We start from the raw sequence: 21126 nt of genomic DNA on the forward strand, positions 1-21126 counted from the left end.
TATTTTGCAAAAAAAAGAGTGGGGAAACCCACTCTTTCGTGTTACTATCTATGTTTTATCTACGTATGTAGGTGGGACATTTCTGTCGTATATACATATTTTGTTACAAGTTTTACTTCTTAAATTTGGTAATACTAAGACAGATATTCCCTGCTTAACAGCAGGGGCTTTTGTTAGCTAACGAGAAAGAATGAGATAGACCGTTTTATAATGAGGCGGAGTTTTTTCTTTCAAATGGTACATGGCGGCAGGAAGGAGGCTGTTTATGGATAAGAAAGTCACAGAAGTTGTTGAAGCACTTGCGCAGCCGATTGTTGAAGAGTTAAATCTTGAACTTGTAGATGTAGAATATGTGAAAGAAGGAAAAGACTGGTTCCTACGCGTATTCATCGATTCTGAGACAGGAGTAGACATTGAAGAATGCGGTGCGGTAAGTGAACGTTTAAGCGAAGCTTTAGATAAAGAGGATCCAATTCCTCATCTTTACTTTTTGGATGTATCATCTCCTGGAGCGGAACGCCCATTAAAGAAAGAAAAAGACTTCCAGCAAGCGGTAGGAAAGCAAGTGGCAATTAAAACATATGAGCCGATTGATGGTGAAAAGATGTTTGAAGGAAAGCTACTTTCCTATGATGGTACAACAATTACATTACTATTAACAATTAAAACACGTAAAAAAGAAATCCAAATTCCAATGGACAAAGTTGCGAATGCGCGACTTGCTGTTACGTTTTAGTAAGAAGGGGGATCTTCATGAGCACTGAGTTGTTAGATGCTTTGCTCGTATTAGAATCAGAAAAAGGTATTAGCAAAGATATTATTATTGATGCGATTGAAGCAGCTTTAATCTCTGCTTATAAACGCAATTTTAACCAAGCACAAAACGTTCGTGTTAGCTTTAACCCAGAAGTGGGAACAATTCAAGTTTTAGCACGTAAAGATGTTGTTGATAATGTGTTTGACCCACGTCTTGAAATCTCTGTAGAAGAAGCAAGACAAATTAATCCAAACTATCAAGATGGCGATGTACTAGAAATTGAAGTAACGCCAAAAGATTTCGGTCGTATTGCAGCACAAACTGCGAAACAAGTTGTAACACAACGTGTACGTGAAGCAGAACGCGGTGTTATTTATTCAGAATTTAGTGATCGTGAAGAAGACATCATGGTGGGTATTGTACAACGTCAAGATGCTCGTTTCATTTACGTAAGCTTAGGAAAAGTAGAAGCTTTATTACCTGTAAGCGAACAAATGCCGAACGAACAATATAAGCCGCATGATCGTATTCGCGTTTTTATTACAAAAGTAGAAAAAACAACAAAAGGACCACAAATTTACGTATCACGTACACACCCAGGTCTTTTAAAACGTTTATTCGAAATTGAAGTTCCAGAAATTTATGATGGAACTGTAGAAATTCGTTCCGTAGCACGTGAAGCGGGCGATCGTTCTAAAATTTCTGTATATGCAGAGAATATCGATGTTGATCCAGTAGGTTCTTGCGTAGGGCCAAAAGGACAACGTGTACAACGCATCGTAGATGAGCTAAAAGGTGAAAAAATTGATATTGTTCGCTGGTCAAGTGATCCAGTTGAATATGTAGCGAACGCTTTAAGTCCATCACAAGTTGTATCAGTACTTGTGAATGAAGAGGAAAAAGCAACAACTGTTGTTGTTCCAGACCACCAGCTTTCATTAGCAATTGGTAAACGTGGACAAAATGCACGTCTTGCAGCTAAATTAACAGGCTGGAAAATTGATATTAAAAGCGAGTCTGATGCGAAACAACTTGGGATTGTAACAGAAGAAGACAACATGATCGCATTCGATTCAATTGAAGACGAAATCGAATAGAGGTGATGAGTGTGAGCAATCGAAAAGTTCCGTTACGAAAATGCGTCGCAACGCAAGAAATGAAATCAAAACGAGAGCTCGTTCGCATTGTTCGTTCCAAAGAGGGCGAAGTGTCCATTGATTTAACTGGAAAGAAATCAGGACGCGGTGCATATTTGTCAAAAGACAAAGAATGCATTATTCAAGCGCAGAAGAAAAATATTTTGGAACATCATCTAAAAGCGAAGATCGACAGTTCTCTGTACGAAGAGCTTCTTGAGCTTGTTGAGAAGGAGTCGAAATAAGTGTCCGATTGGAAATCGTTTTTAGGGCTAGCAAACCGCGCCCGAAAAATTATTTCGGGTGAAGAACTCGTTTTAAAGGAAGTACGAAGTGGCAAGGCGAAGTTGGTATTGCTTTCTGAAGATGCGTCAGCGAACACTACAAAACGCATCACTGATAAGACCACGTACTACAACATACCAATGAGAAAAGTCGAAAATCGACAACAATTAGGGCATGCGATTGGGAGAGACGAGCGAGTCGTTGTAGCTGTGTTAGATGAGGGCTTTGCGAAAAAGCTGCGTAGCATGCTCGATACAACTTACCGGGGGTGAAGGTATGAGTAAAATTCGAGTGTATGAATATGCAAAGAAGCACAATATCTCAAGTAAAGACATTATTACAAAACTAAAAGAAATGAATATCGAGGTTTCGAATCATATGACAATGTTAGACGATGAAGTAGTAAACAAATTAGATAATCAATATAATACTGGAACAGAAAAACCTTCTGTTGCAGATGAGTTTGAAGTAGAAGAAAAAGTTGTTCGCAGTAAAAAGAACAGCAATAAGAAAAAGAAAAAAGGCAAAGGAAATGAAGACAAACGTCAAGAAAACTTTGCTGGAAGACAACAAACACCAGTTGTAGAAACACCAGATAAAATTACTTTTTCTGGAACACTTACAGTAGGTGATCTTGCTAAAAAACTAAGCAAAGAGCCATCTGAGCTTATTAAAAAGCTCTTTATGCTAGGTATTATGGCTACAATTAATCAAGATTTAGATAAAGATACAATTGAGCTACTTGCTAGTGATTACGGTATTGAAGTAGAAGAAGAAGTAATTGTAAGTGAGACTGAGTTTGAAACATTCATCGACGAGCAAGACGATGAAGAAAACTTAAAAGAGCGTCCAGCTGTTGTTACAATTATGGGACACGTTGACCATGGTAAAACAACATTACTTGATTCTATCCGTAATTCAAAAGTAACTGCTGGCGAAGCTGGTGGAATCACACAGCACATTGGTGCATACCAAGTTGAAGTAAATGACAAGAAAATTACATTCTTAGATACACCAGGTCACGCGGCATTTACAACGATGCGTGCTCGTGGTGCACAAGTAACAGATATTACAATTCTTGTTGTAGCGGCAGATGACGGTGTTATGCCACAAACAGTAGAAGCAATTAACCATGCGAAAGCAGCAGGAGTACCGATTATTGTTGCTGTGAATAAGATGGATAAACCAGCAGCAAATCCAGACCGTGTAATGCAAGAGTTAACAGAGTACGAATTAGTTCCAGAAGCTTGGGGCGGCGACACAATTTTCGTACCAATCTCTGCAATTCAAGGCGAAGGAATTGACAACTTATTAGAAATGATTCTACTTGTAAGTGAAGTAGAAGAATATAAAGCAAATCCAAACCGTTATGCAACTGGTACTGTAATCGAAGCACAGCTTGATAAAGGTAAAGGAACAATCGCAACATTACTTGTACAAAATGGTACACTTCGAGTAGGAGATCCAATTGTTGTTGGAACATCATTCGGGCGTGTTCGTGCGATGGTAAGTGATATTGGCCGTCGTGTGAAAGTTGCTGGTCCATCTACTCCTGTTGAAATTACAGGTTTAAATGAAGTTCCACAAGCAGGCGATCGCTTCATGGCATTTGCTGATGAGAAGAAAGCACGCCAAATTGGTGAATCACGTGCACAGCAAGCATTACTTGCACAGCGCGGTGAAAAATCTAAATTAAGCCTTGAAGATTTATTCCAACAAATCCAAGAAGGCGAAATGAAAGAAATTAACCTAATTGTGAAAGCAGACGTACAAGGTTCTGTAGAAGCAATGGCAGCATCACTTCGTAAGATTGATGTTGAAGGTGTAAAAGTAAAAATCATCCATACAGGCGTAGGTGCAATTACAGAATCTGATATTATTTTAGCTTCTGCATCTAATGCAATTGTAATTGGATTTAACGTACGTCCAGATGTGAACGCAAAACGTACAGCTGAGTTAGAAAACGTTGATATTCGCTTACACCGTATCATTTACAAAGTAATCGAGGAAATCGAGGCAGCAATGCAAGGTATGCTTGATCCAGAATTCGAAGAAAAAGTAATTGGTCAAGCGGAAGTTCGTCAAACGTTCAAAGTAACAAAAGTTGGAACAATCGCTGGATGTTATGTAACAGACGGTAAAATTACACGTGATAGCGGCGTACGTATTATCCGTGATGGCGTAGTAATTTATGAAGGACAACTTGATACGTTAAAACGTTTCAAAGACGATGTAAAAGAAGTTGCACAAAACTATGAATGTGGTATTACAATTGAGAAATACAACGATCTTAAAGAAGGGGACATCATTGAAGCGTACATTATGGAAGAAGTGAAGCGATGATTATCGCTTCACTCTCGTTCGAATGTATAATTTATGATGTGCATTCTTTAAAAGAGAAACGAGCAATTTTACAACGTGTGTTAACTCGTGTGAAACAGCGTTACAATGTGGCTGTTTCTGAAGTAGGACACCAAGATGTATGGCAACGTACAGAAATTGCAATTGTTTCCGTATCCTCAAATCGTGTTGTCTGCGAGAAAGAAATGAATCGTGTACTTGAGTACATTGATTCATTTCCTGAGATTGAACGTACGATAACGCAATTGGAATGGTATTGAATGAGGTGAATAGTTATGAAACTACGTGCGAACCGTGTGGGCGAGCAAATGAAAAAAGAATTAGGCGACATCATTAGTCGTAAAATTAAAGACCCACGTGTTGGATTTGTTACAGTAACAGATGTACAAGTGAGTGGAGATTTACAAATTGCTAAAGTATATATTTCTGTTTTAGGAGACGAAGAGCAGAAAGAAAATACATTAAAGGGTTTAGCGAAAGCGAAAGGCTTTATTCGTTCAGAAATTGGCCAACGTATTCGTCTTCGTAAAACACCGGAGATTTCCTTTGAATTTGATGAGTCTATCGGATATGGTCATCGAATTGATACACTTTTACATGAAATTAATAAAGACGGTAAACGTGAAGAATAATGGATAGACATTTGTCTATCCATTTTTTCAATGGAAAGTAAGTTTTGCATACAAGTGTGCGTGTTCAAAAAAGAAGGTAAAGAGCGCCGAGCAGTTTGAGGTACAGGAGCTAGGAGGATATGAAGTGTAGATGGACCTACATGTCTACTGGACTGGCAATGTAACGAAGAAATGCTATAGCTATCCTTACCTGACTTTCTGAACATCATCTACAAAAGTATAATGATGAGGTGAACATATGGAAGGTGTATTATTATTACATAAACCAAAAGGAATGACATCACACGATTGTGTATTTAAGTTAAGAAAGATATTGCGTGAAAAGAGAATTGGCCATACAGGAACATTAGATCCAGATGTGACAGGCGTATTACCAATCTGTGTAGGGCGTGCCACAAAGATTGCACAATTTTTAACGAGTGAAACAAAAACATATGAAGGTGAAGTTACACTAGGCTTTTCAACAACAACTGAAGACGCTTCTGGTGAAGTAGTGGAAAAACAAGAAGTAAATCGCGTCATTACACGTACGGAAGTGGAAGGCGTATTAGCAGAATTAACAGGTACAATTGAACAAGTACCGCCTATGTATTCAGCTGTAAAAGTAAACGGAAAGAAACTATATGAATATGCAAGAGCAGGACAAGAAGTTGAACGCCCAGTTCGTACAATAACGATCCATGAATTTGTGTTACTTGATGATCGTGAAGTATTTGAAGGGGAGAATATTTCATTCCGCTTCCGTGTTACATGTAGCAAAGGAACGTATGTGAGAACATTAGCGGTTATGATTGGTGAAAAACTAGGATTCCCAGCACATATGTCACATCTTGTGCGAACAGCTTCAGGAGAATTTTTGCTAAAAGATTGCATATCATTTGAAGAAATTGAAGAAAACATGCAAAATGGAACAGTAGAATCTATTTTTATCTCAATTGATGAGGCATTAAGTAAATTTCCAAAAATGATTGTAGATGAAAAACAAACAGAAAAGGTGAAAAATGGTATGTTTTTAAAGAATGAACTGCAAGTGACAGCGCCGTTTATTACAGTATTTGATAAAAACGAACGTTGCTTAGCAATTTATGAACATCATCCAAAACACCCTGGCATGTTAAAGCCAATGAAAGTACTTGTGAATAATCAGGAACTAAAGCTATAATGAATTATTAGAAGGATTATTACAGAAAAAGGTGAATTCAAGCGTGAAACTTATTCATTTAACTCATCCACATGAACAAAATAAATTAGAATTACCACCAACTGTAATGGCATTAGGATTTTTTGATGGCATTCATTTAGGACATCAACGTGTGATTCGAACAGCAAAAAAAATAGCGGATGAAAGAGGATATAAAAGTGCTGTCATAACGTTTCATCCACACCCATCTGTTATATTAGGGAAAAAAGAAGCGCATGTGGAGTACATTACACCTATGAGCATTAAAGAAAAAGTAATTGCAAGCTTAGGGATTGATATGTTATATGTGGTGAAATTCGATGAAGTATTTGCTGGATTGTTACCACAACAGTTTGTAGATGAATATATTATTGGGCTAAATGTAAAGCATGTAGTAGCAGGCTTTGATTATTCATATGGACGTTTAGGAAAAGGGACGATGGAGACTTTACCATTTCATGCACGAGGGGAGTTTACACAGACCGTGATTGAAAAAGTTGAATTTCAAGAAGAAAAAGTAAGTTCCACAGCATTACGAAAATTGATTCGAGATGGAGAAATGGAACAAATTCCATCTATTTTAGGCAGAGCTTATACAGTAGAAGGAACGGTTGTTCACGGAGATAAACGTGGACGTCAAATTGGTTTTCCAACAGCTAATGTAGCTTTAAGTGATGAATACCTTCTGCCACCTGTTGGAGTGTATGCAGTAAGATTAAAAGTTCATGATGAGTGGCATGATGGTGTATGTAATATCGGTTATAAACCAACTTTTAAAGAGGCGGAGCGTAAGTTATCTATTGAAGTGCATTTATTCGATTTCAATGAGGATATATATGATCAAATTGTTACTGTTGAGTGGCATATGCGTATTCGAGAAGAGAAAAAGTTTAATGGTATCGATGAGTTAGTTGCACAAATTGCACAAGACAAAATGACGGCGCAAGAATATTTTAGTACCGCAAAGAATATGCTTGCTTTTTCCAATGAAAAGTAGTATTCTATGTTATGTACTTTATGACAACCATTGCTTGGCATTGCGACTCACCGACGCTTGCTAGGGAATTGGTGGTTTAATTATTAGGAGGTGAAATAGGATGGCTTTAACACAAGAGCGTAAAAATGAAATCATTGCACAATTTAGAACTCATGAGACTGATACTGGTTCTCCAGAGGTTCAAATTGCTGTCCTAACGGAGCAAATTAACACTCTAAACGAGCACTTACGTACTCACAAGAAAGATCATCATTCACGCCGTGGTCTATTAAAGATGGTTGGTAAACGTCGTAACTTACTTACTTACCTTCGTAATAGCGATATCACACGCTACCGTGAATTAATCACAAAGCTTGGCTTACGTCGATAGTCAAAGAAGCGGGAATATTCCCGCTTTTTTGTTAGGTAAAAATATATCTTCTACTCTTTATAGCTTACTTCATTTTCGGCAATACTAGAGGAAGAATATTGTGATAGACTATCCATTTACATAGAAGAATTGAATATTTTAAATTGAGAGGGGTACTTAAATGAGTCAAGAAAAGCAAGTCTTCTCGATAGATTTAGCTGGTCGTCAGCTAACAATTGAAACCGGTCAGCTTGCAAAACAAGCAAACGGAGCAGTATTAGTAAGATATGGCGACACAGCGGTTCTATCTACAGCAACTGCATCAAAAGAGGCAAAAAATGTAGATTTCTTCCCGCTTACAGTAAACTATGAAGAACGTTTATATGCAGTCGGAAAAATCCCAGGCGGTTTTATTAAGCGTGAAGGCCGTCCGAGTGAAAAAGCAATTTTAGCAAGTCGTTTAATTGACCGACCAATTCGTCCGCTTTTCGCAGATGGTTTCCGTAATGAAGTACAAGTTGTCAGCATCGTAATGAGTGTTGATCAAAATTGTTCTTCTGAGATGGCAGCTATGCTTGGTTCTTCATTAGCGTTATCGATTTCAGATATCCCATTTGAAGGTCCAATCGCGGGTGCAACAGTTGGTCGTATTGACGGCGAATTCATTATTAATCCAACAATAGAACAACAAGAGAAAAGCGATATTCACCTTGTTGTAGCTGGTACGAAAGATGCAATTAACATGGTAGAAGCAGGGGCAGATCAAGTGCCTGAAGAAACGATGTTAGAAGCAATTATGTTTGGTCATGAAGAAATTAAACGTCTAATTGCTTTCCAAGAAGAGATTGTACAAGCTGTAGGTAAAGAGAAAACAGCAGTACAACTTTATGAAGTGGATGCTGAGCTTAATCAAGCAGTACGTGCAATGGCTGAGCAAGATATGCATTCTGCAATTCAAGTGCACGAAAAACATGCACGTGAAGATGCAATTAATGAAGTGAAAAAACGTGTTATTGAGCATTATGAAGCGCAAGAAGCTGATGCTGAAACATTAGGACAAGTAAATGAGATTTTATATAAAATTGTAAAAGAAGAAGTACGTCGTCTTATTACAGTTGAAAAAATCCGCCCAGATGGACGTAAAGGTGATGAAATTCGTCCTTTAGCATCAGAGGTAGGTATTTTATCTCGTACGCATGGTTCTGGCTTGTTTACACGTGGACAAACACAAGCATTAAGTATTTGTACATTAGGTGCATTAGGCGATGTGCAAATTTTAGATGGTCTTGGTGTAGAAGAGTCTAAGCGTTTTATGCACCATTATAATTTCCCATCCTTTAGTGTTGGTGAAACAAGACCAATGCGTGGACCAGGTCGTCGTGAAATTGGTCACGGTGCATTAGGTGAGCGTGCTCTTGAACCAGTTATTCCATCCGAGCAAGATTTCCCATATACAGTTCGTCTTGTATCTGAAGTTTTAGAATCGAATGGTTCTACTTCACAAGCAAGTATTTGTGGTAGTACTTTAGCGATGATGGATGCTGGTGTGCCACTAAAAGCACCGGTTGCGGGTATTGCAATGGGTCTAGTGAAATCTGGTGAGTACTACACAATTTTAACTGATATTCAAGGTATGGAAGATCACTTAGGTGATATGGACTTTAAAGTAGCAGGTACAGCACAAGGTGTAACAGCGCTACAAATGGATATTAAAATTGATGGCTTATCTCGTGAAATTTTAGAAGAAGCATTACAACAAGCTAAGATTGGTCGTATGCACATTCTAGATCATATGTTATCTGCTATTGCTGAGCCTCGTAAAGAGCTATCTGCATATGCTCCAAAAATTATTACAATGACAATTAATCCGGACAAAATCCGTGATGTTATTGGACCAAGCGGTAAACAAATTAACAAGATTATTGAAGAAACAGGCGTGAAAATTGATATCGAACAAGACGGTACAGTCTTCATTTCTTCAGTTGATCAAGAAATGAATGATAAAGCGAAGAAGATTATCGAAGATATTGTTCGTGAAGTACAAGTAGGCGAAATCTACTTAGGAAAAGTAAAACGTATTGAGAAATTCGGTGCTTTCGTTGAATTATTCAGTGGTAAAGATGGACTTGTTCATATTTCTGAACTTGCACTTGAGCGTGTAGGGAAAGTAGAAGACGTTGTGAAAATCGGTGACGAGATTTCCGTGAAGGTTATCGAGATTGACAAACAAGGTCGTGTAAATCTATCTAGAAAAGTATTGCTAAAAGAAGAGCAAGAAAAAGAAGCAGCAAAAGAAGAAAATACACAAGAACAAAAATAAGGAAAAAGCCAAATTTTGGCTTTTTTTTGTTATATAAAAAAATATAAGCAATATAGATTTTTATATAAGAAGGTATAGTTTTCAGCATAACGCTCAAATTAACAAAGATAAGAAGAGAATGGATTTTCTCTTTTGGGATAGTTAATGGGAGGGTTTATATGAGAACTCGTATATTTATATGTATATCTATATTCTTTTTTTGTATAGGAGTATGTTCGTATTCAGTATTTGCCAATGATGATCTATATGAAGAAATTCAGAAACAGGCGAAGCTGCATTTAATTGCTCCTCAAAATGCAATGATTGATAAAATTTGGAAAGCAACGCCAGGGTATAACGGGAAAGAAATTGATATTGAGGCGTCATATAATAATATGAAGAAGTTAAAGAAGTTTGATGAAAAGAAACTTGTTTTCCGGGAAGTATCACCTAGTGTTCATTTAGAAGATTTATCACCATCTCCAATTTATCGTGGGCATCCACAGAAGAAAATGGTTGGACTAACGATAAATGTTGCTTGGGGCAATGAATATCTTCCGCGTATATTAGAGACATTGAAAAAACATGATGTAAAGGCAACGTTCTTTTTAGAAGGTCGCTGGGTAAAAGAAAATTTAAGATTTGCGAAGATGATTGTGGATGCAAATCAAGAGGTAGGGAATCATTCCTATACGCACCCTGATATGAAAACACTATCTACAAATGAAATACAAGAACAATTACAAAAGACAAATCAAATCATTGAGGCAGCTACTAATCAAAAAGTAAGATGGTTTGCACCACCGAGTGGAAGCTTTCGTGATGAAGTTGTAAAGGTAGCAGATGACTTAAAGATGGGAACGATTATGTGGACGGTTGATACAATTGATTGGAAACATCCAGGGCCTGAGGTGCTCTTGCAACGGGTCATGGGAAAAATACATCCGGGTGCTATTGTATTGATGCATCCTACTTCCTCAACAACGGAAGCATTGGATACGATGATTATGCAATTAAAAAAACAAGGGTATAAAGTAGGGAATATTACAGAATTACTAGATGAAAAACGCATCGATTAAATACATTTGCATGACATTCATGCCCAAACTTGTTATCATTAAATAATAGCAATTATTTAGAGAAACTGGCATTAGGAGGAAAGTTTTTGATTAAAAAATATACTTGTAAAAATGGTGTAAGAATCGTTATGGAGAATATCCCAACTGTCCGTTCAGTTGCGATTGGTATATGGATCCATGCAGGTTCAAGAAATGAAAATGAGAAAAACAATGGGGTTTCGCACTTTTTAGAACACATGTTTTTTAAAGGAACAGAGACGCGTAGTGCGAGAGAAATTGCAGAATCATTTGATAGCATTGGTGGGCAAGTAAATGCATTTACTTCAAAAGAATATACATGCTATTATGCAAAAGTGTTAGATGAGCATGCGAAATATGCACTAGATGTTTTAGCGGATATGTTCTTTAATTCAACATTCGATGAAGAAGAATTGAAAAAAGAGAAGAATGTTGTATTTGAAGAAATTAAAATGTATGAAGATACGCCAGATGATATCGTACATGATATGTTAACGAAAGCAACATATGAAACGCATCCGCTAGGATATCCAATCTTAGGAACAGAGGAAACACTTGAAACGTTTACGGGTGATACACTGCGTCAATATATTAAAGATCATTATACACCTGAAAATGTTGTTGTATCGATTGCTGGAAATATTGATGAAACATTTGTGCAAACAGTGGAACAATATTTTGGTAACTACGAAGGAACAACAAATCGTGAACAAGTACATAGCCCGATTTTCCATTTCAATAAGGTTGCTCGTAAGAAGGAAACAGAGCAAGCACATTTATGCTTAGGTTTCCAAGGATTGCAAATGGGGCATGAAGATATTTATAACTTAATTGTGCTAAATAATATATTAGGTGGCAGTATGAGTAGTCGCTTGTTCCAAGAGGTACGTGAACAACGCGGTTTAGCATACTCCGTGTTCTCTTATCATTCTTCTTATGAAGATACTGGAATGTTAACACTGTATGGTGGGACAGGAAATCAACAATTAGATACGCTGTATGATACAATGCAAGAAACGTTAGAAACATTGAAAAATACAGGTATCACGGAGAAAGAACTCGTTAATAGTAAAGAACAGCTTAAAGGAAACTTAATGCTAAGTTTAGAGAGCACAAATAGTCGTATGAGCCGCAATGGTAAAAATGAATTACTTCTTAGAAAGCATCGTTCTCTTGATGAAATTATTGAGAGTGTAAACAGTGTGACGAAAACAAATGTAGATACATTGATCCGCGATATGTTTACAAATGAATTTTCTGCAGCGCTTATTAGTCCAAATGGCGAGTTGCCAAAGGGAATGAAATAAAGAGAAATAACCGTATCTCGTGTTAAAGAGATACGGTTATTTTTTATCCCGTTATTCGCAGGCAGTAAGGTGCCTATCTCAAAATTTAGTGGAAGTAAAGAGATAAATCAATCGTAAAATTCTGGTTATTTTTTTTAGACATGTAGAATAGGTACTTATTATAGAGTGTTGCTTCACATGAGCTGAATAAGGAGGAGAGTCCTATGCGTTTGAGTGAATTAAGTGGAAAGGAAATTGTAGACTTGGAACGTGCGGAAAAAATGGGAGTTTTAGGCCATGCAGATTTAGAAATTAATGAGAAGGATGGAAAGATTCAAGCTCTTATCATACCTGTTGGAAAATGGGGAGGGTTTAAAAGGGAGCAGCAGGAAGTGCGGGTAGAATGGAGCAGGATTAAGAAAGTTGGGCATGATATGATTATTTTTGACCTTGCGAATCATTCGGGTTCAAAATAAAAGATAACCATTTTGGTTGTCTTTTTCTTTTTTTATCCTGCTATTCGTGGATCATAATCTATCACCTCAAAGTGCAGCGAAAGCAAAGAAGTTAGACGGGGGATTAATTGCAAGTAAAATCCTTGCTGATTAAAGTTTCACTTTATAAACTATTAAATATTTAGAAATAATGTATGCTTTTTGTTTTGCAATCACCTCTAACTCGTACGGTACATATGATGTGGAGGAAAAAGAAAAAGTAGGCGCTTTTCATATAAATGAAAGAAAAAGAAGGTGAATTAGAGAATGTTGACTGAGATGCACATTGCTGTCATAGGGGGAGATGCAAGACAGCTAGAGGTGATTCGCAAGTTAGTTGAACTTGATGCGAAACTTTCATTAATAGGGTTTGACCAATTAGATCATGGTTTTACAGGGGCAGCAAAAGAGAGTATGCAAGATCTAGATTTCACTTCTTTAGATGCAATTATTTTGCCGGTAGCAGGAACAAATGCAAAAGGGGAAGTAGATACTATTTTTTCAAATGAAAAAGTTTCGATTACAAAAGAACAAATTGAAAAAACGCCAGCAAATTTTACTATATATTCAGGGATTGGTACACCATATTTGGAGAGTATTGTAGCGACTACCAATCGAAAACTTGTAAAGTTATTCGATCGTGATGATGTAGCAATCTACAATTCTATTCCAACAGTAGAAGGAACATTAATGATGGTTATTCAACATACAGACTATACGATTCATGGTTCGAATGTCATGGTTTTAGGATTTGGTAGAACTGGGATGAGTGTAGCTAGAGCTTTTCAATCATTAGGAGCGCATGTCAAAGTAGGAGCAAGGCGTTCGGAACATATCGCTCGTATTTCGGAAATGATGTTTTCTCCTTTTTATATGCAGGATATTGAGAAGGAAGTAAGTGACATTGATATTGTGATTAATACAATTCCGCATCTTGTTGTAACGGCAAGAGTTATTTCACGGATGCCAGCGCACACTTTAATTATTGACTTAGCCTCTAAGCCAGGTGGTACGGATTTTCGTTATGCGGAGAAGCGAGGAGTTAAAGCTTTGTTAGCACCTGGTCTTCCGGGAATTGTTGCACCGAAAACGGCGGGGCAAATTTTGGCTAATGTTCTTTCTCAGCTATTAACAGTAGATATGATTGCAAGAGAGGAGAATGGGAAATGAGCTTGAAAGGGAAACGGATTGGTTTTGGATTTACAGGTTCACATTGTACGTATGCAGAAGTTATGCCGCATTTAGAGAAATTGATTGCAGAAGGGGTGGAAGTACTGCCAGTTGTCTCCTACACCGTACAAACGACAAATACTAGATTTGGTGAAGGGGAAGAGTGGATTGGAAAAATTGAAGAAATAACAGGAAACAAGGTTATTAATTCTATTGTAGGAGCAGAACCACTTGGCCCGAAAATCCCGTTAGATTGCATGGTGATTGCTCCATTAACAGGAAATTCAATGAGTAAATTTGCGAATGCAATGACAGATTCTCCAGTTTTAATGGCAGCGAAGGCAACGCTCCGAAATGGAAAGCCGGTTGTATTAGCTGTTTCAACGAATGATGCCCTTGGGCTCAATGGGGTAAATCTCATGCGTTTAATCGCTACCAAACATATTTATTTTGTTCCATTTGGGCAAGATGCACCGGAGAAAAAGCCGAATTCAATGGTAGCTCGAATGGAGTTGCTTGAAGATACAATAATAGAAGCGCTAGAAGGGAAACAATTACAACCAGTTGTTGTAGAAAAATTCAGATATATGAATTAAAAAACGAAAAAAAACAGACAATTTTTTATGAAACCATCATTCTTACCGCAGAATATGATAAAATTAACGTTATTAAGATTAGAAGGGGTACTTTATACCCCTTCTAATTCTAAGTATAGAAGGATTGGTATCTAGAAAGGGGCATAGTGATGGAAAAGCAAAAAACTTTTCATGTCGCTGTAGTTGGAGCAACCGGCGCAGTTGGTGAACAAATGTTAAATACTTTAGAGAAACGAGAATTTCCAATTGGGAAGTTAACGTTACTTTCATCTAAACGATCTGCAGGCAAGAACCTTGTATTTAAAGGAGAAGAATTCACAGTTCAAGAAGCAACGCCTGAAAGCTTTGAGGGAGTGGATATTGCACTTTTTAGTGCAGGTGGATCTGTATCGAAACAATTAGCGCCAGAAGCAGCAAAACGCGGTGCAATTGTTGTTGATAATACAAGTGCATTCCGCATGACAGAAAATGTGCCACTTGTTGTACCCGAAGTAAATGAAAATGACTTAAAAGAACATAATGGTATTATTGCAAATCCAAACTGTTCTACAATTCAAATGGTAGTCGCTCTTGAACCAATTCGTCAGCAATTTGGTTTAAAACGAGTAATCGTTTCCACATATCAAGCTGTGTCTGGTGCAGGTGCTGCTGCAATCGAAGAGCTTCATGAACAATCACAAGCAATCTTAAATGGGGAAGAAGTAAAAGCGAATGTTTTACCTGTATCAGGTGACAAAAAACATTTCCCAATCGCGTTTAATGCTATCCCGCAAATTGATAAGTTTCAAGATAATGGATTTACATTTGAAGAAATGAAAATGATTAATGAAACGAAAAAAATTATGCATATGCCTGAGTTAGAAGTTGCAGCAACATGCGTACGTTTACCAGTTGTATCAGGACACTCTGAGTCTGTTTACATTGAAGTGGACAAAGAAGGTGTTACAGTAGAAGAAATGAAAAGCTTACTTTCAAATGCAGAAGGTGTTGTACTGCAGGATGATCCAGCAGAACAATTATACCCAATGCCATCTACTGCAGTAGGTAAAAATGAAGTATTCGTTGGACGAATTCGTAAAGATTTAAATAATGAAAAAGGATTCCATCTTTGGGTCGTATCTGATAACTTATTAAAAGGTGCTGCATGGAACTCTGTTCAAATTGCAGAGCGATTAGTAAAATTACAATTAGTGTAAACGGCTAAGAGAAGGTGCAAAAAATGAAAATTATTGTTCAAAAATTTGGTGGGACATCTGTACGTGATGAAAATGGACGTAAGCATGCACTTCACCATATTAAAAAATCATTAGATGCTGGTTATAAAGTAGTTACGGTTGTATCAGCTATGGGACGTAAAGGTGAACCATATGCAACAGATACATTATTAAACCTTGTGAATCAAGAGAAATCTAGTATTTCAAAACGCGAACAGGATTTATTATTATCATGTGGAGAATTAATCTCTGCAATCGTCTTCTCAAATATGTTAAATGAAAACGGAGTAAAAGCAGCGGCTTTAAATGGTGCACAAGCTGGTTTTGTAACAAATGCTGATTTTACAAATGCGAAGATTATTGAAATGAATTGTGATCGTATACATGAAGAGTTACAAAACACAGATGTTGTTGTTGTTACTGGATTCCAAGGGCAAACGAAAGAAGGCGATACGACAACACTTGGACGCGGAGGTAGTGATACTTCAGCTTCAGCATTAGGTGTTGCGCTTCACGCTGAATATATTGATATTTTCACCGATGTAGAAGGTGTAATGACAGCTGATCCACGTATTGTAAAAGATGCACGTCATCTTCAAAACGTAACATATAATGAAATTTGTAACATGGCTTATCAAGGTGCAAAAGTTGTTCATCCGCGTGCAGTTGAAATCGCCATGCACGCAAAGGTACCACTTCGTGTGCGTTCTACGTATTCTGATAATGAAGGAACACTTATTGCCGCATATGATGGTGCTACAAAGGGCCGTGATGTAGAAGAGCGACCTGTTACAGGGATCGCTCATGTATCAAACGTGACACAAATTAAAGTGGTTGCAAAAGAAGGATCGTATGATCTACAACAGCGTGTTTTTAAAGAAATGGCGAGTGAAGGAATTAGCGTTGACTTAATTAACATTTCGCCTACAGGTGTGGCTTATACAGTGAATGATCATGTATCGGGCCTTGCAGTTGACGTGCTACGTAAGCTTGGATATGAACCAATCGTAACGGAACATTGTGCGAAAGTATCCATTGTAGGAGCGGGAATGGCAGGTATACCAGGAGTTACAGCGAAAATTGTCACAGCGCTGGCAGAAAAAGGTGTAACAATTTTACAATCTGCCGATAGTCATACGACAATTTGGGTGCTTGTGAAAGAAGTAGATTTAGTGGAAGCTGTGAATGCATTACATAGTGCATTTGAGCTTTCTAAAGAAAAGCAACTGGAACAATAAGGAGTGAGACCATGATAGATTTTGGGACAATTGCAACAGCGATGGTAACACCGTTTGATAAAAACGGAAATGTCGACTTTGCAAAGACAACTAAATTGGTAAATTATTTAATTGATAACGGTACAACAGCAATCGTGGTAGGAGGAACAACTGGAGAGTCTCCTACATTATCATCAGAAGAAAAAGTAGCGTTATATCGCCATGTCGTATCTGTTGTCGATAAAAGGGTGCCCGTAATCGCTGGAACAGGTAGCAATAATACACATGCTTCTATTGAATTAACGAAAAAGGCAACAGAAGTTGGTGTTGACGCAATTATGCTAGTAGCACCGTATTATAATAAACCGAGCCAAGAGGGAATGTATCAGCATTTTAAAACAATTGCTGAAAGTACTGAACTTCCGGTCATGCTATACAATGTTCCAGGGCGATCTATTGTACAAATCTCCGTTGATACAGTTGTTCGTTTATCAGAAATACCAAACATTGTTGCAATTAAAGATGCTGGCGGCGATGTATTATCAATGACAGAAATCATTGAAAAAACAGCGGACGACTTTGCTGTATACAGCGGTGATGACGGTTTAACGTTACCAGCTATGGCAGTTGGAGCTAAAGGTATTATTTCTGTTGCCTCTCATGTTATTGGAAATGAAATGCAAGAAATGATTGCGGCGTTCCAAGCAGGAGATTTCAAAAAAGCACAGAAATTGCATCAATTACTTGTAAAAGTAACAAATGCGCTATTTATGGCACCGAGCCCAACACCAGTAAAAACAGCGTTACAAATGGTTGGATTAGATGTAGGCTCTGTACGTCTACCACTTCTTCCGTTAACAGAAGAAGAAAGACTAACATTGCAGGGTGTAATGCAATCAATCCCTCGTTAACATAGGGTGAAAAAATGACCTAGTATAAGACTAGGTCATTTTTTTTTGGAGTTGAAATGACTGTATCAACGTTTCGGATTTGTAGGCTTCCCCGCTCTTTCTCATAATTTAACTTGTGTTCTATTTCTTGTATCAGTTATAATATGGCTAAGTAGCTTAGTACGGGTATGCTTAGCAAAATTGGAAAAATTTATAATTTAACGGAATTTTCATATCATATCGCATAAGATATTTGATTTATATAATGAAAGAGAGGTGAAACCTGGTTTAAAAAGTGAACAAGAACATGATATCGCATAACGGTAAGGACATTCGTCTCGGACGGTGAATATATGGTGGTTGTAGAGTTTCCCTGGTGTCTCTACAATTTTAGTGAAATCAGTGTTTGCAAGATTTTTAAACCAGGCAACAACATGAAGAGAAAAGAGATTGATTCTGTAAAGGTATTTGCTCTTGGTGGAGTAGGTGAAATCGGAAAAAATATGTATTGTGTCGAAATTGATTCCGAAATTTTTATTGTAGATGCAGGCTTAATGTTTCCGGGAGATGAAATGTTTGGAATTGACATCGTCATCCCTGACATTACATATTTAGTAGAAAATCAAGAGCGAGTAAAAGGTTTATTTATTACACATGGTCATGAAGATCACATTGGTGGAATTGTTTATGTACTGCGTAAACTTTCAATCCCAGTGTATGCGACAAAGTTAACAGTAGGTCTTATCCAAGAAAAACTTGGTGAAGCAGGAATGCTGGGTCGTGTAGATTTAAAAACAATTGATGCGAATTCGACAGTGGAATTTAATACGACAACGGTTTCATTCTTTGGTACAACACATAGTATTCCAGATTCTGTTGGTGTGTGCTTCCATACATCAAAAGGTGCTATCGTATATACTGGAGATTTTAAATTCGACCAAACACCAATTGGTAACAGTGGGGCCGATCTTGGAAAGATGGCGCAAATTGGAAATGAAGGCGTTCTGTGCTTATTATCTGATAGTACAAATGCTGAACGTCCTGGTTACACCGGTTCTGAAAAAGAGGTTGGAATAGAAATTTCAAAAGTATTTTATGGTTCAGAAGGCCGTATTATTGTTGCTTCTTTTGCATCAAATGTACATCGTATTCAACAAGTATTCGATGCAGCGGTTGAAACAGGGCGTAAAGTAGCAGTAGTAGGTCGTAGTATGGTGAAAGTAGTAGATATAGCAAGACGTCTTGGTTATTTAGATGTTCCAGATGGCATGATTATTTCATTGCAAGAGGTAGATAACTTCCCCGAGAAGAAGGTGGCGATTTTAACAACTGGTAGTCAAGGGGAACCAATGGCAGCTCTTTCAAGAATGGCGAAGCAAGCTCATAAGCAAATTTCAATCCGTAAGGGAGACACAGTTATTATTGCGGCTTCTCCAATTCCTGGAAATGAAATATCGGTATCGAAAATTATTGATTTACTATTCAGAGCTGGTGCAGAAGTTGTCTATTATGGTGAAAGAAAAGTTCATGTTTCTGGTCATGGTAGTCAAGAAGAATTGAAATTGATGTTAAATTTAATGAAGCCGAAATATTTTATACCCGTACATGGTGAATTCCGTATGCAAAAAGCACATGCGTATTTAGCAGAAGATGTAGGTGTTTTGAAAGAAAATATTTTCATCGTGGAAAAAGGCGATGTGATTGCTTTTGAAGGAGAAGAAGCAAAACTAGCTGGTAAAGTACAAGCAGGGAATGTTCTCATTGATGGATTAGGTGTGGGGGATGTTGGTAACATTGTCCTACGTGACCGCAAGATGTTATCGCAAGATGGAATTTTAGTTGTTGTTGTAACACTTGGGAAAGATGAGAAAAAAATAATCTCTGGTCCAGAAATTATTTCACGTGGTTTTGTATATGTTCGCGAATCAGAAGCATTAATTGAAAGATCTACAGATATTGTACGTACAATTGTTGAACAATCAATTAAAGAATATTCTATTGAATGGTCTATGTTAAAACAAAATATTCGTGAATTATTAGGACAATTCCTATATGAAGAAACGAAGAGAAAGCCAATGATTTTACCAATTATTATGGAAGTATAAGAAAGCCGCCTTTATAGGTGGTTTTTTCTTTTTTATCCCTATCGAATGAAATTTATAACTTAAGAAATAATAGTTGTATACGAGTGAAAGGGGATGCGATATGACAGAGCGTGATCATTATACAAATGAAGAAAAAGAAGCTGATCCGAAAGAGGATTCAAAGGAAGCATCAGTAGTAGAAAAAATTCAACAGCTTGGTCAAACGAATGTGCCGCAAATGAATGAATCACGTATTCATTGTTTAACAATTGTTGGACAGGTAGAAGGGCATGTTCAACTTCCACCGCAAAATAAGACGACGAAATATGAGCATGTAATTCCGCAAATTGTAGCAATTGAACAAAATCCGAAAATTGAAGGTTTACTTTTATTGTTGAATACAGTAGGTGGTGATGTTGAGGCTGGACTAGCGATTTCTGAAATGGTAGCTTCACTATCAAAACCAACTGTATCCCTTGTTTTAGGTGGAGGGCATTCAATAGGTGTACCGATTGCGGTATCGACGAATTATTCATATATTGCAGAAACTGCAACAATGACGATTCATCCAATTCGTTTAACTGGTCTTGTCATTGGTGTTCCGCAAACATTTGAGTATCTAGATAAGATGCAGGAACGGGTTATACGATTTGTAACAAAGCATTCAAAAGTGACGGAAGATCGTTTTAAAGAGCTTATGTTTGCAAAAGGGAATTTAACGCGAGATATTGGAACAAATGTAATTGGTGGAGACGCAGTGAAATATGGTTTAATAGATGATGTTGGTGGTATTGGAGATGCGATTCGAAAATTAAATGAATTAATAGATATGAAAGCGGATGGAAAACAAGATGGGAAGTTGTTGCAATGATTTTATATACAATTATGCCAGAGCAAGTTATTTATCCAGCGGATTATTCGCAGTGTGAAAGTCAAAAAATAGTGAATGTAAATGGTGTAGAGATGGTTGTTTCTGAAGAAAATAATCAATCCTATTCCATAGTACGCGTGCTAAGTACGGATCCATCCCATTACTTACAATATGAGCCTGGACAGAAAATAACCTTTTAGTAAAAAGCAGG

The 21126-nt window shown here is 37.4% G+C and carries 22 protein-coding genes; all 22 read left to right on the forward strand.

Going from position 1 to position 21126, the window contains the following annotated elements:
- Positions 1 to 265 precede the first annotated feature (265 nt).
- The 22 genes from rimP (at position 266) to COO03_RS03950 (ending at position 21115) form a co-directional block, all read left to right on the forward strand.
- Entirely contained in the window at positions 266 to 736 is a 471-nt protein-coding gene (gene rimP / locus COO03_RS03845) for a ribosome maturation factor RimP (RefSeq protein WP_017151263.1), read from the forward strand.
- A 17-nt stretch (positions 737 to 753) separates the two neighbouring features.
- Positions 754 to 1854, forward strand: a complete 1101-nt coding sequence (gene nusA / locus COO03_RS03850) for a transcription termination factor NusA (protein ID WP_097895232.1) — start codon at positions 754 to 756, stop codon at positions 1852 to 1854.
- Between the two features lie 11 nt (positions 1855 to 1865).
- On the forward strand, positions 1866 to 2138 hold the full coding sequence (gene rnpM / locus COO03_RS03855; protein ID WP_026590333.1) for an RNase P modulator RnpM: 273 nt from the start codon (positions 1866 to 1868) through the stop codon (positions 2136 to 2138).
- Complete coding sequence (locus COO03_RS03860; protein ID WP_017151266.1) at positions 2139 to 2450, forward strand: YlxQ family RNA-binding protein; 312 nt, start codon at positions 2139 to 2141, stop codon at positions 2448 to 2450. It abuts the gene before it with no gap.
- A 4-nt stretch (positions 2451 to 2454) separates the two neighbouring features.
- Positions 2455 to 4521 (forward strand): translation initiation factor IF-2, encoded by a 2067-nt coding sequence (infB, locus tag COO03_RS03865; RefSeq protein WP_097895236.1) that lies wholly within the window; start codon positions 2455 to 2457, stop codon positions 4519 to 4521.
- The gene (locus tag COO03_RS03870) at positions 4518 to 4799 is read left to right on the forward strand and encodes a DUF503 domain-containing protein (RefSeq protein ID WP_097895238.1); all 282 of its coding nucleotides are present in this window, start codon (positions 4518 to 4520) and stop codon (positions 4797 to 4799) included. The genes infB and COO03_RS03870 overlap by 4 nt, the downstream gene beginning before the upstream one ends.
- Positions 4800 to 4814: 15 nt before the next feature.
- On the forward strand, positions 4815 to 5171 hold the full coding sequence (gene rbfA, locus COO03_RS03875; protein WP_017151269.1) for a 30S ribosome-binding factor RbfA: 357 nt from the start codon (positions 4815 to 4817) through the stop codon (positions 5169 to 5171).
- Positions 5172 to 5409: 238 nt separating this feature from the next.
- Positions 5410 to 6333, forward strand: coding sequence for a tRNA pseudouridine(55) synthase TruB (gene truB / locus COO03_RS03880; protein ID WP_097895241.1), 924 nt, complete (start codon positions 5410 to 5412; stop codon positions 6331 to 6333).
- 43 nt (positions 6334 to 6376) lie between these two features.
- Entirely contained in the window at positions 6377 to 7348 is a 972-nt protein-coding gene (gene ribF, locus COO03_RS03885; protein WP_097895243.1) for a bifunctional riboflavin kinase/FAD synthetase, read from the forward strand.
- Between the two features lie 100 nt (positions 7349 to 7448).
- Positions 7449 to 7718, forward strand: a complete 270-nt coding sequence (gene rpsO, locus COO03_RS03890; RefSeq protein ID WP_001229392.1) for a 30S ribosomal protein S15 — start codon at positions 7449 to 7451, stop codon at positions 7716 to 7718.
- Positions 7719 to 7878: 160 nt separating this feature from the next.
- Positions 7879 to 10017, forward strand: coding sequence for a polyribonucleotide nucleotidyltransferase (pnp, locus tag COO03_RS03895; RefSeq protein ID WP_097895245.1), 2139 nt, complete (start codon positions 7879 to 7881; stop codon positions 10015 to 10017).
- A gap of 158 nt (positions 10018 to 10175) precedes the next feature.
- Positions 10176 to 11075, forward strand: a complete 900-nt coding sequence (locus COO03_RS03900; protein ID WP_097895247.1) for a polysaccharide deacetylase family protein — start codon at positions 10176 to 10178, stop codon at positions 11073 to 11075.
- An 86-nt stretch (positions 11076 to 11161) separates the two neighbouring features.
- Complete coding sequence (locus COO03_RS03905) at positions 11162 to 12400, forward strand: M16 family metallopeptidase (RefSeq protein WP_097895249.1); 1239 nt, start codon at positions 11162 to 11164, stop codon at positions 12398 to 12400.
- Between the two features lie 203 nt (positions 12401 to 12603).
- Positions 12604 to 12855, forward strand: a complete 252-nt coding sequence (locus tag COO03_RS03910) for a YlmC/YmxH family sporulation protein (protein WP_097895250.1) — start codon at positions 12604 to 12606, stop codon at positions 12853 to 12855.
- Positions 12856 to 13140: 285 nt separating this feature from the next.
- Positions 13141 to 14043 carry a dipicolinic acid synthetase subunit A gene (gene dpaA / locus COO03_RS03915; protein WP_097895252.1) on the forward strand — a complete coding sequence of 301 codons (903 nt, stop codon included), beginning with the start codon at positions 13141 to 13143 and terminating at the stop codon, positions 14041 to 14043.
- Positions 14040 to 14639 carry a dipicolinate synthase subunit B gene (locus COO03_RS03920; protein WP_097895254.1) on the forward strand — a complete coding sequence of 200 codons (600 nt, stop codon included), beginning with the start codon at positions 14040 to 14042 and terminating at the stop codon, positions 14637 to 14639. Before dpaA ends, COO03_RS03920 begins: the two co-directional genes overlap by 4 nt.
- Positions 14640 to 14788: 149 nt before the next feature.
- Complete coding sequence (asd, locus tag COO03_RS03925) at positions 14789 to 15835, forward strand: aspartate-semialdehyde dehydrogenase (protein ID WP_097895256.1); 1047 nt, start codon at positions 14789 to 14791, stop codon at positions 15833 to 15835.
- Positions 15836 to 15858: 23 nt separating this feature from the next.
- Positions 15859 to 17091 (forward strand): aspartate kinase, encoded by a 1233-nt coding sequence (gene dapG, locus COO03_RS03930; RefSeq protein ID WP_097895258.1) that lies wholly within the window; start codon positions 15859 to 15861, stop codon positions 17089 to 17091.
- An 11-nt stretch (positions 17092 to 17102) separates the two neighbouring features.
- The gene (gene dapA, locus COO03_RS03935; protein ID WP_097895261.1) at positions 17103 to 17981 is read left to right on the forward strand and encodes a 4-hydroxy-tetrahydrodipicolinate synthase; all 879 of its coding nucleotides are present in this window, start codon (positions 17103 to 17105) and stop codon (positions 17979 to 17981) included.
- 413 nt (positions 17982 to 18394) lie between these two features.
- Positions 18395 to 20065 (forward strand): ribonuclease J, encoded by a 1671-nt coding sequence (locus tag COO03_RS03940; RefSeq protein ID WP_097895263.1) that lies wholly within the window; start codon positions 18395 to 18397, stop codon positions 20063 to 20065.
- Between the two features lie 100 nt (positions 20066 to 20165).
- Positions 20166 to 20915 carry a ClpP family protease gene (locus COO03_RS03945; RefSeq protein ID WP_097895264.1) on the forward strand — a complete coding sequence of 250 codons (750 nt, stop codon included), beginning with the start codon at positions 20166 to 20168 and terminating at the stop codon, positions 20913 to 20915.
- Positions 20912 to 21115 carry a YlzJ-like family protein gene (locus COO03_RS03950; RefSeq protein ID WP_097895266.1) on the forward strand — a complete coding sequence of 68 codons (204 nt, stop codon included), beginning with the start codon at positions 20912 to 20914 and terminating at the stop codon, positions 21113 to 21115. Before COO03_RS03945 ends, COO03_RS03950 begins: the two co-directional genes overlap by 4 nt.
- Positions 21116 to 21126 lie beyond the last annotated feature (11 nt).

It is taken from the genome of Bacillus sp. AFS098217, assembly GCF_002551815.1.
GTDB lineage: Bacteria > Bacillota > Bacilli > Bacillales > Bacillaceae_G > Bacillus_A.

Coding starts and splice junctions, on each gene's coding strand:
- rimP (WP_017151263.1), top strand. CDS start 266: ATGGATAAGAAAGTCACAGAAGTTGTTGAAGCACTTGCGCAGCCGATT.
- nusA (WP_097895232.1), top strand. CDS start 754: ATGAGCACTGAGTTGTTAGATGCTTTGCTCGTATTAGAATCAGAAAAA.
- infB (WP_097895236.1), top strand. CDS start 2,455: ATGAGTAAAATTCGAGTGTATGAATATGCAAAGAAGCACAATATCTCA.
- COO03_RS03870 (WP_097895238.1), top strand. CDS start 4,518: ATGATTATCGCTTCACTCTCGTTCGAATGTATAATTTATGATGTGCAT.
- rbfA (WP_017151269.1), top strand. CDS start 4,815: ATGAAACTACGTGCGAACCGTGTGGGCGAGCAAATGAAAAAAGAATTA.
- truB (WP_097895241.1), top strand. CDS start 5,410: ATGGAAGGTGTATTATTATTACATAAACCAAAAGGAATGACATCACAC.
- rpsO (WP_001229392.1), top strand. CDS start 7,449: ATGGCTTTAACACAAGAGCGTAAAAATGAAATCATTGCACAATTTAGA.
- pnp (WP_097895245.1), top strand. CDS start 7,879: ATGAGTCAAGAAAAGCAAGTCTTCTCGATAGATTTAGCTGGTCGTCAG.
- COO03_RS03900 (WP_097895247.1), top strand. CDS start 10,176: ATGAGAACTCGTATATTTATATGTATATCTATATTCTTTTTTTGTATA.
- COO03_RS03910 (WP_097895250.1), top strand. CDS start 12,604: ATGCGTTTGAGTGAATTAAGTGGAAAGGAAATTGTAGACTTGGAACGT.
- dpaA (WP_097895252.1), top strand. CDS start 13,141: ATGTTGACTGAGATGCACATTGCTGTCATAGGGGGAGATGCAAGACAG.
- COO03_RS03920 (WP_097895254.1), top strand. CDS start 14,040: ATGAGCTTGAAAGGGAAACGGATTGGTTTTGGATTTACAGGTTCACAT.
- asd (WP_097895256.1), top strand. CDS start 14,789: ATGGAAAAGCAAAAAACTTTTCATGTCGCTGTAGTTGGAGCAACCGGC.
- dapG (WP_097895258.1), top strand. CDS start 15,859: ATGAAAATTATTGTTCAAAAATTTGGTGGGACATCTGTACGTGATGAA.
- dapA (WP_097895261.1), top strand. CDS start 17,103: ATGATAGATTTTGGGACAATTGCAACAGCGATGGTAACACCGTTTGAT.
- COO03_RS03940 (WP_097895263.1), top strand. CDS start 18,395: ATGAAGAGAAAAGAGATTGATTCTGTAAAGGTATTTGCTCTTGGTGGA.
- COO03_RS03945 (WP_097895264.1), top strand. CDS start 20,166: ATGACAGAGCGTGATCATTATACAAATGAAGAAAAAGAAGCTGATCCG.
- COO03_RS03950 (WP_097895266.1), top strand. CDS start 20,912: ATGATTTTATATACAATTATGCCAGAGCAAGTTATTTATCCAGCGGAT.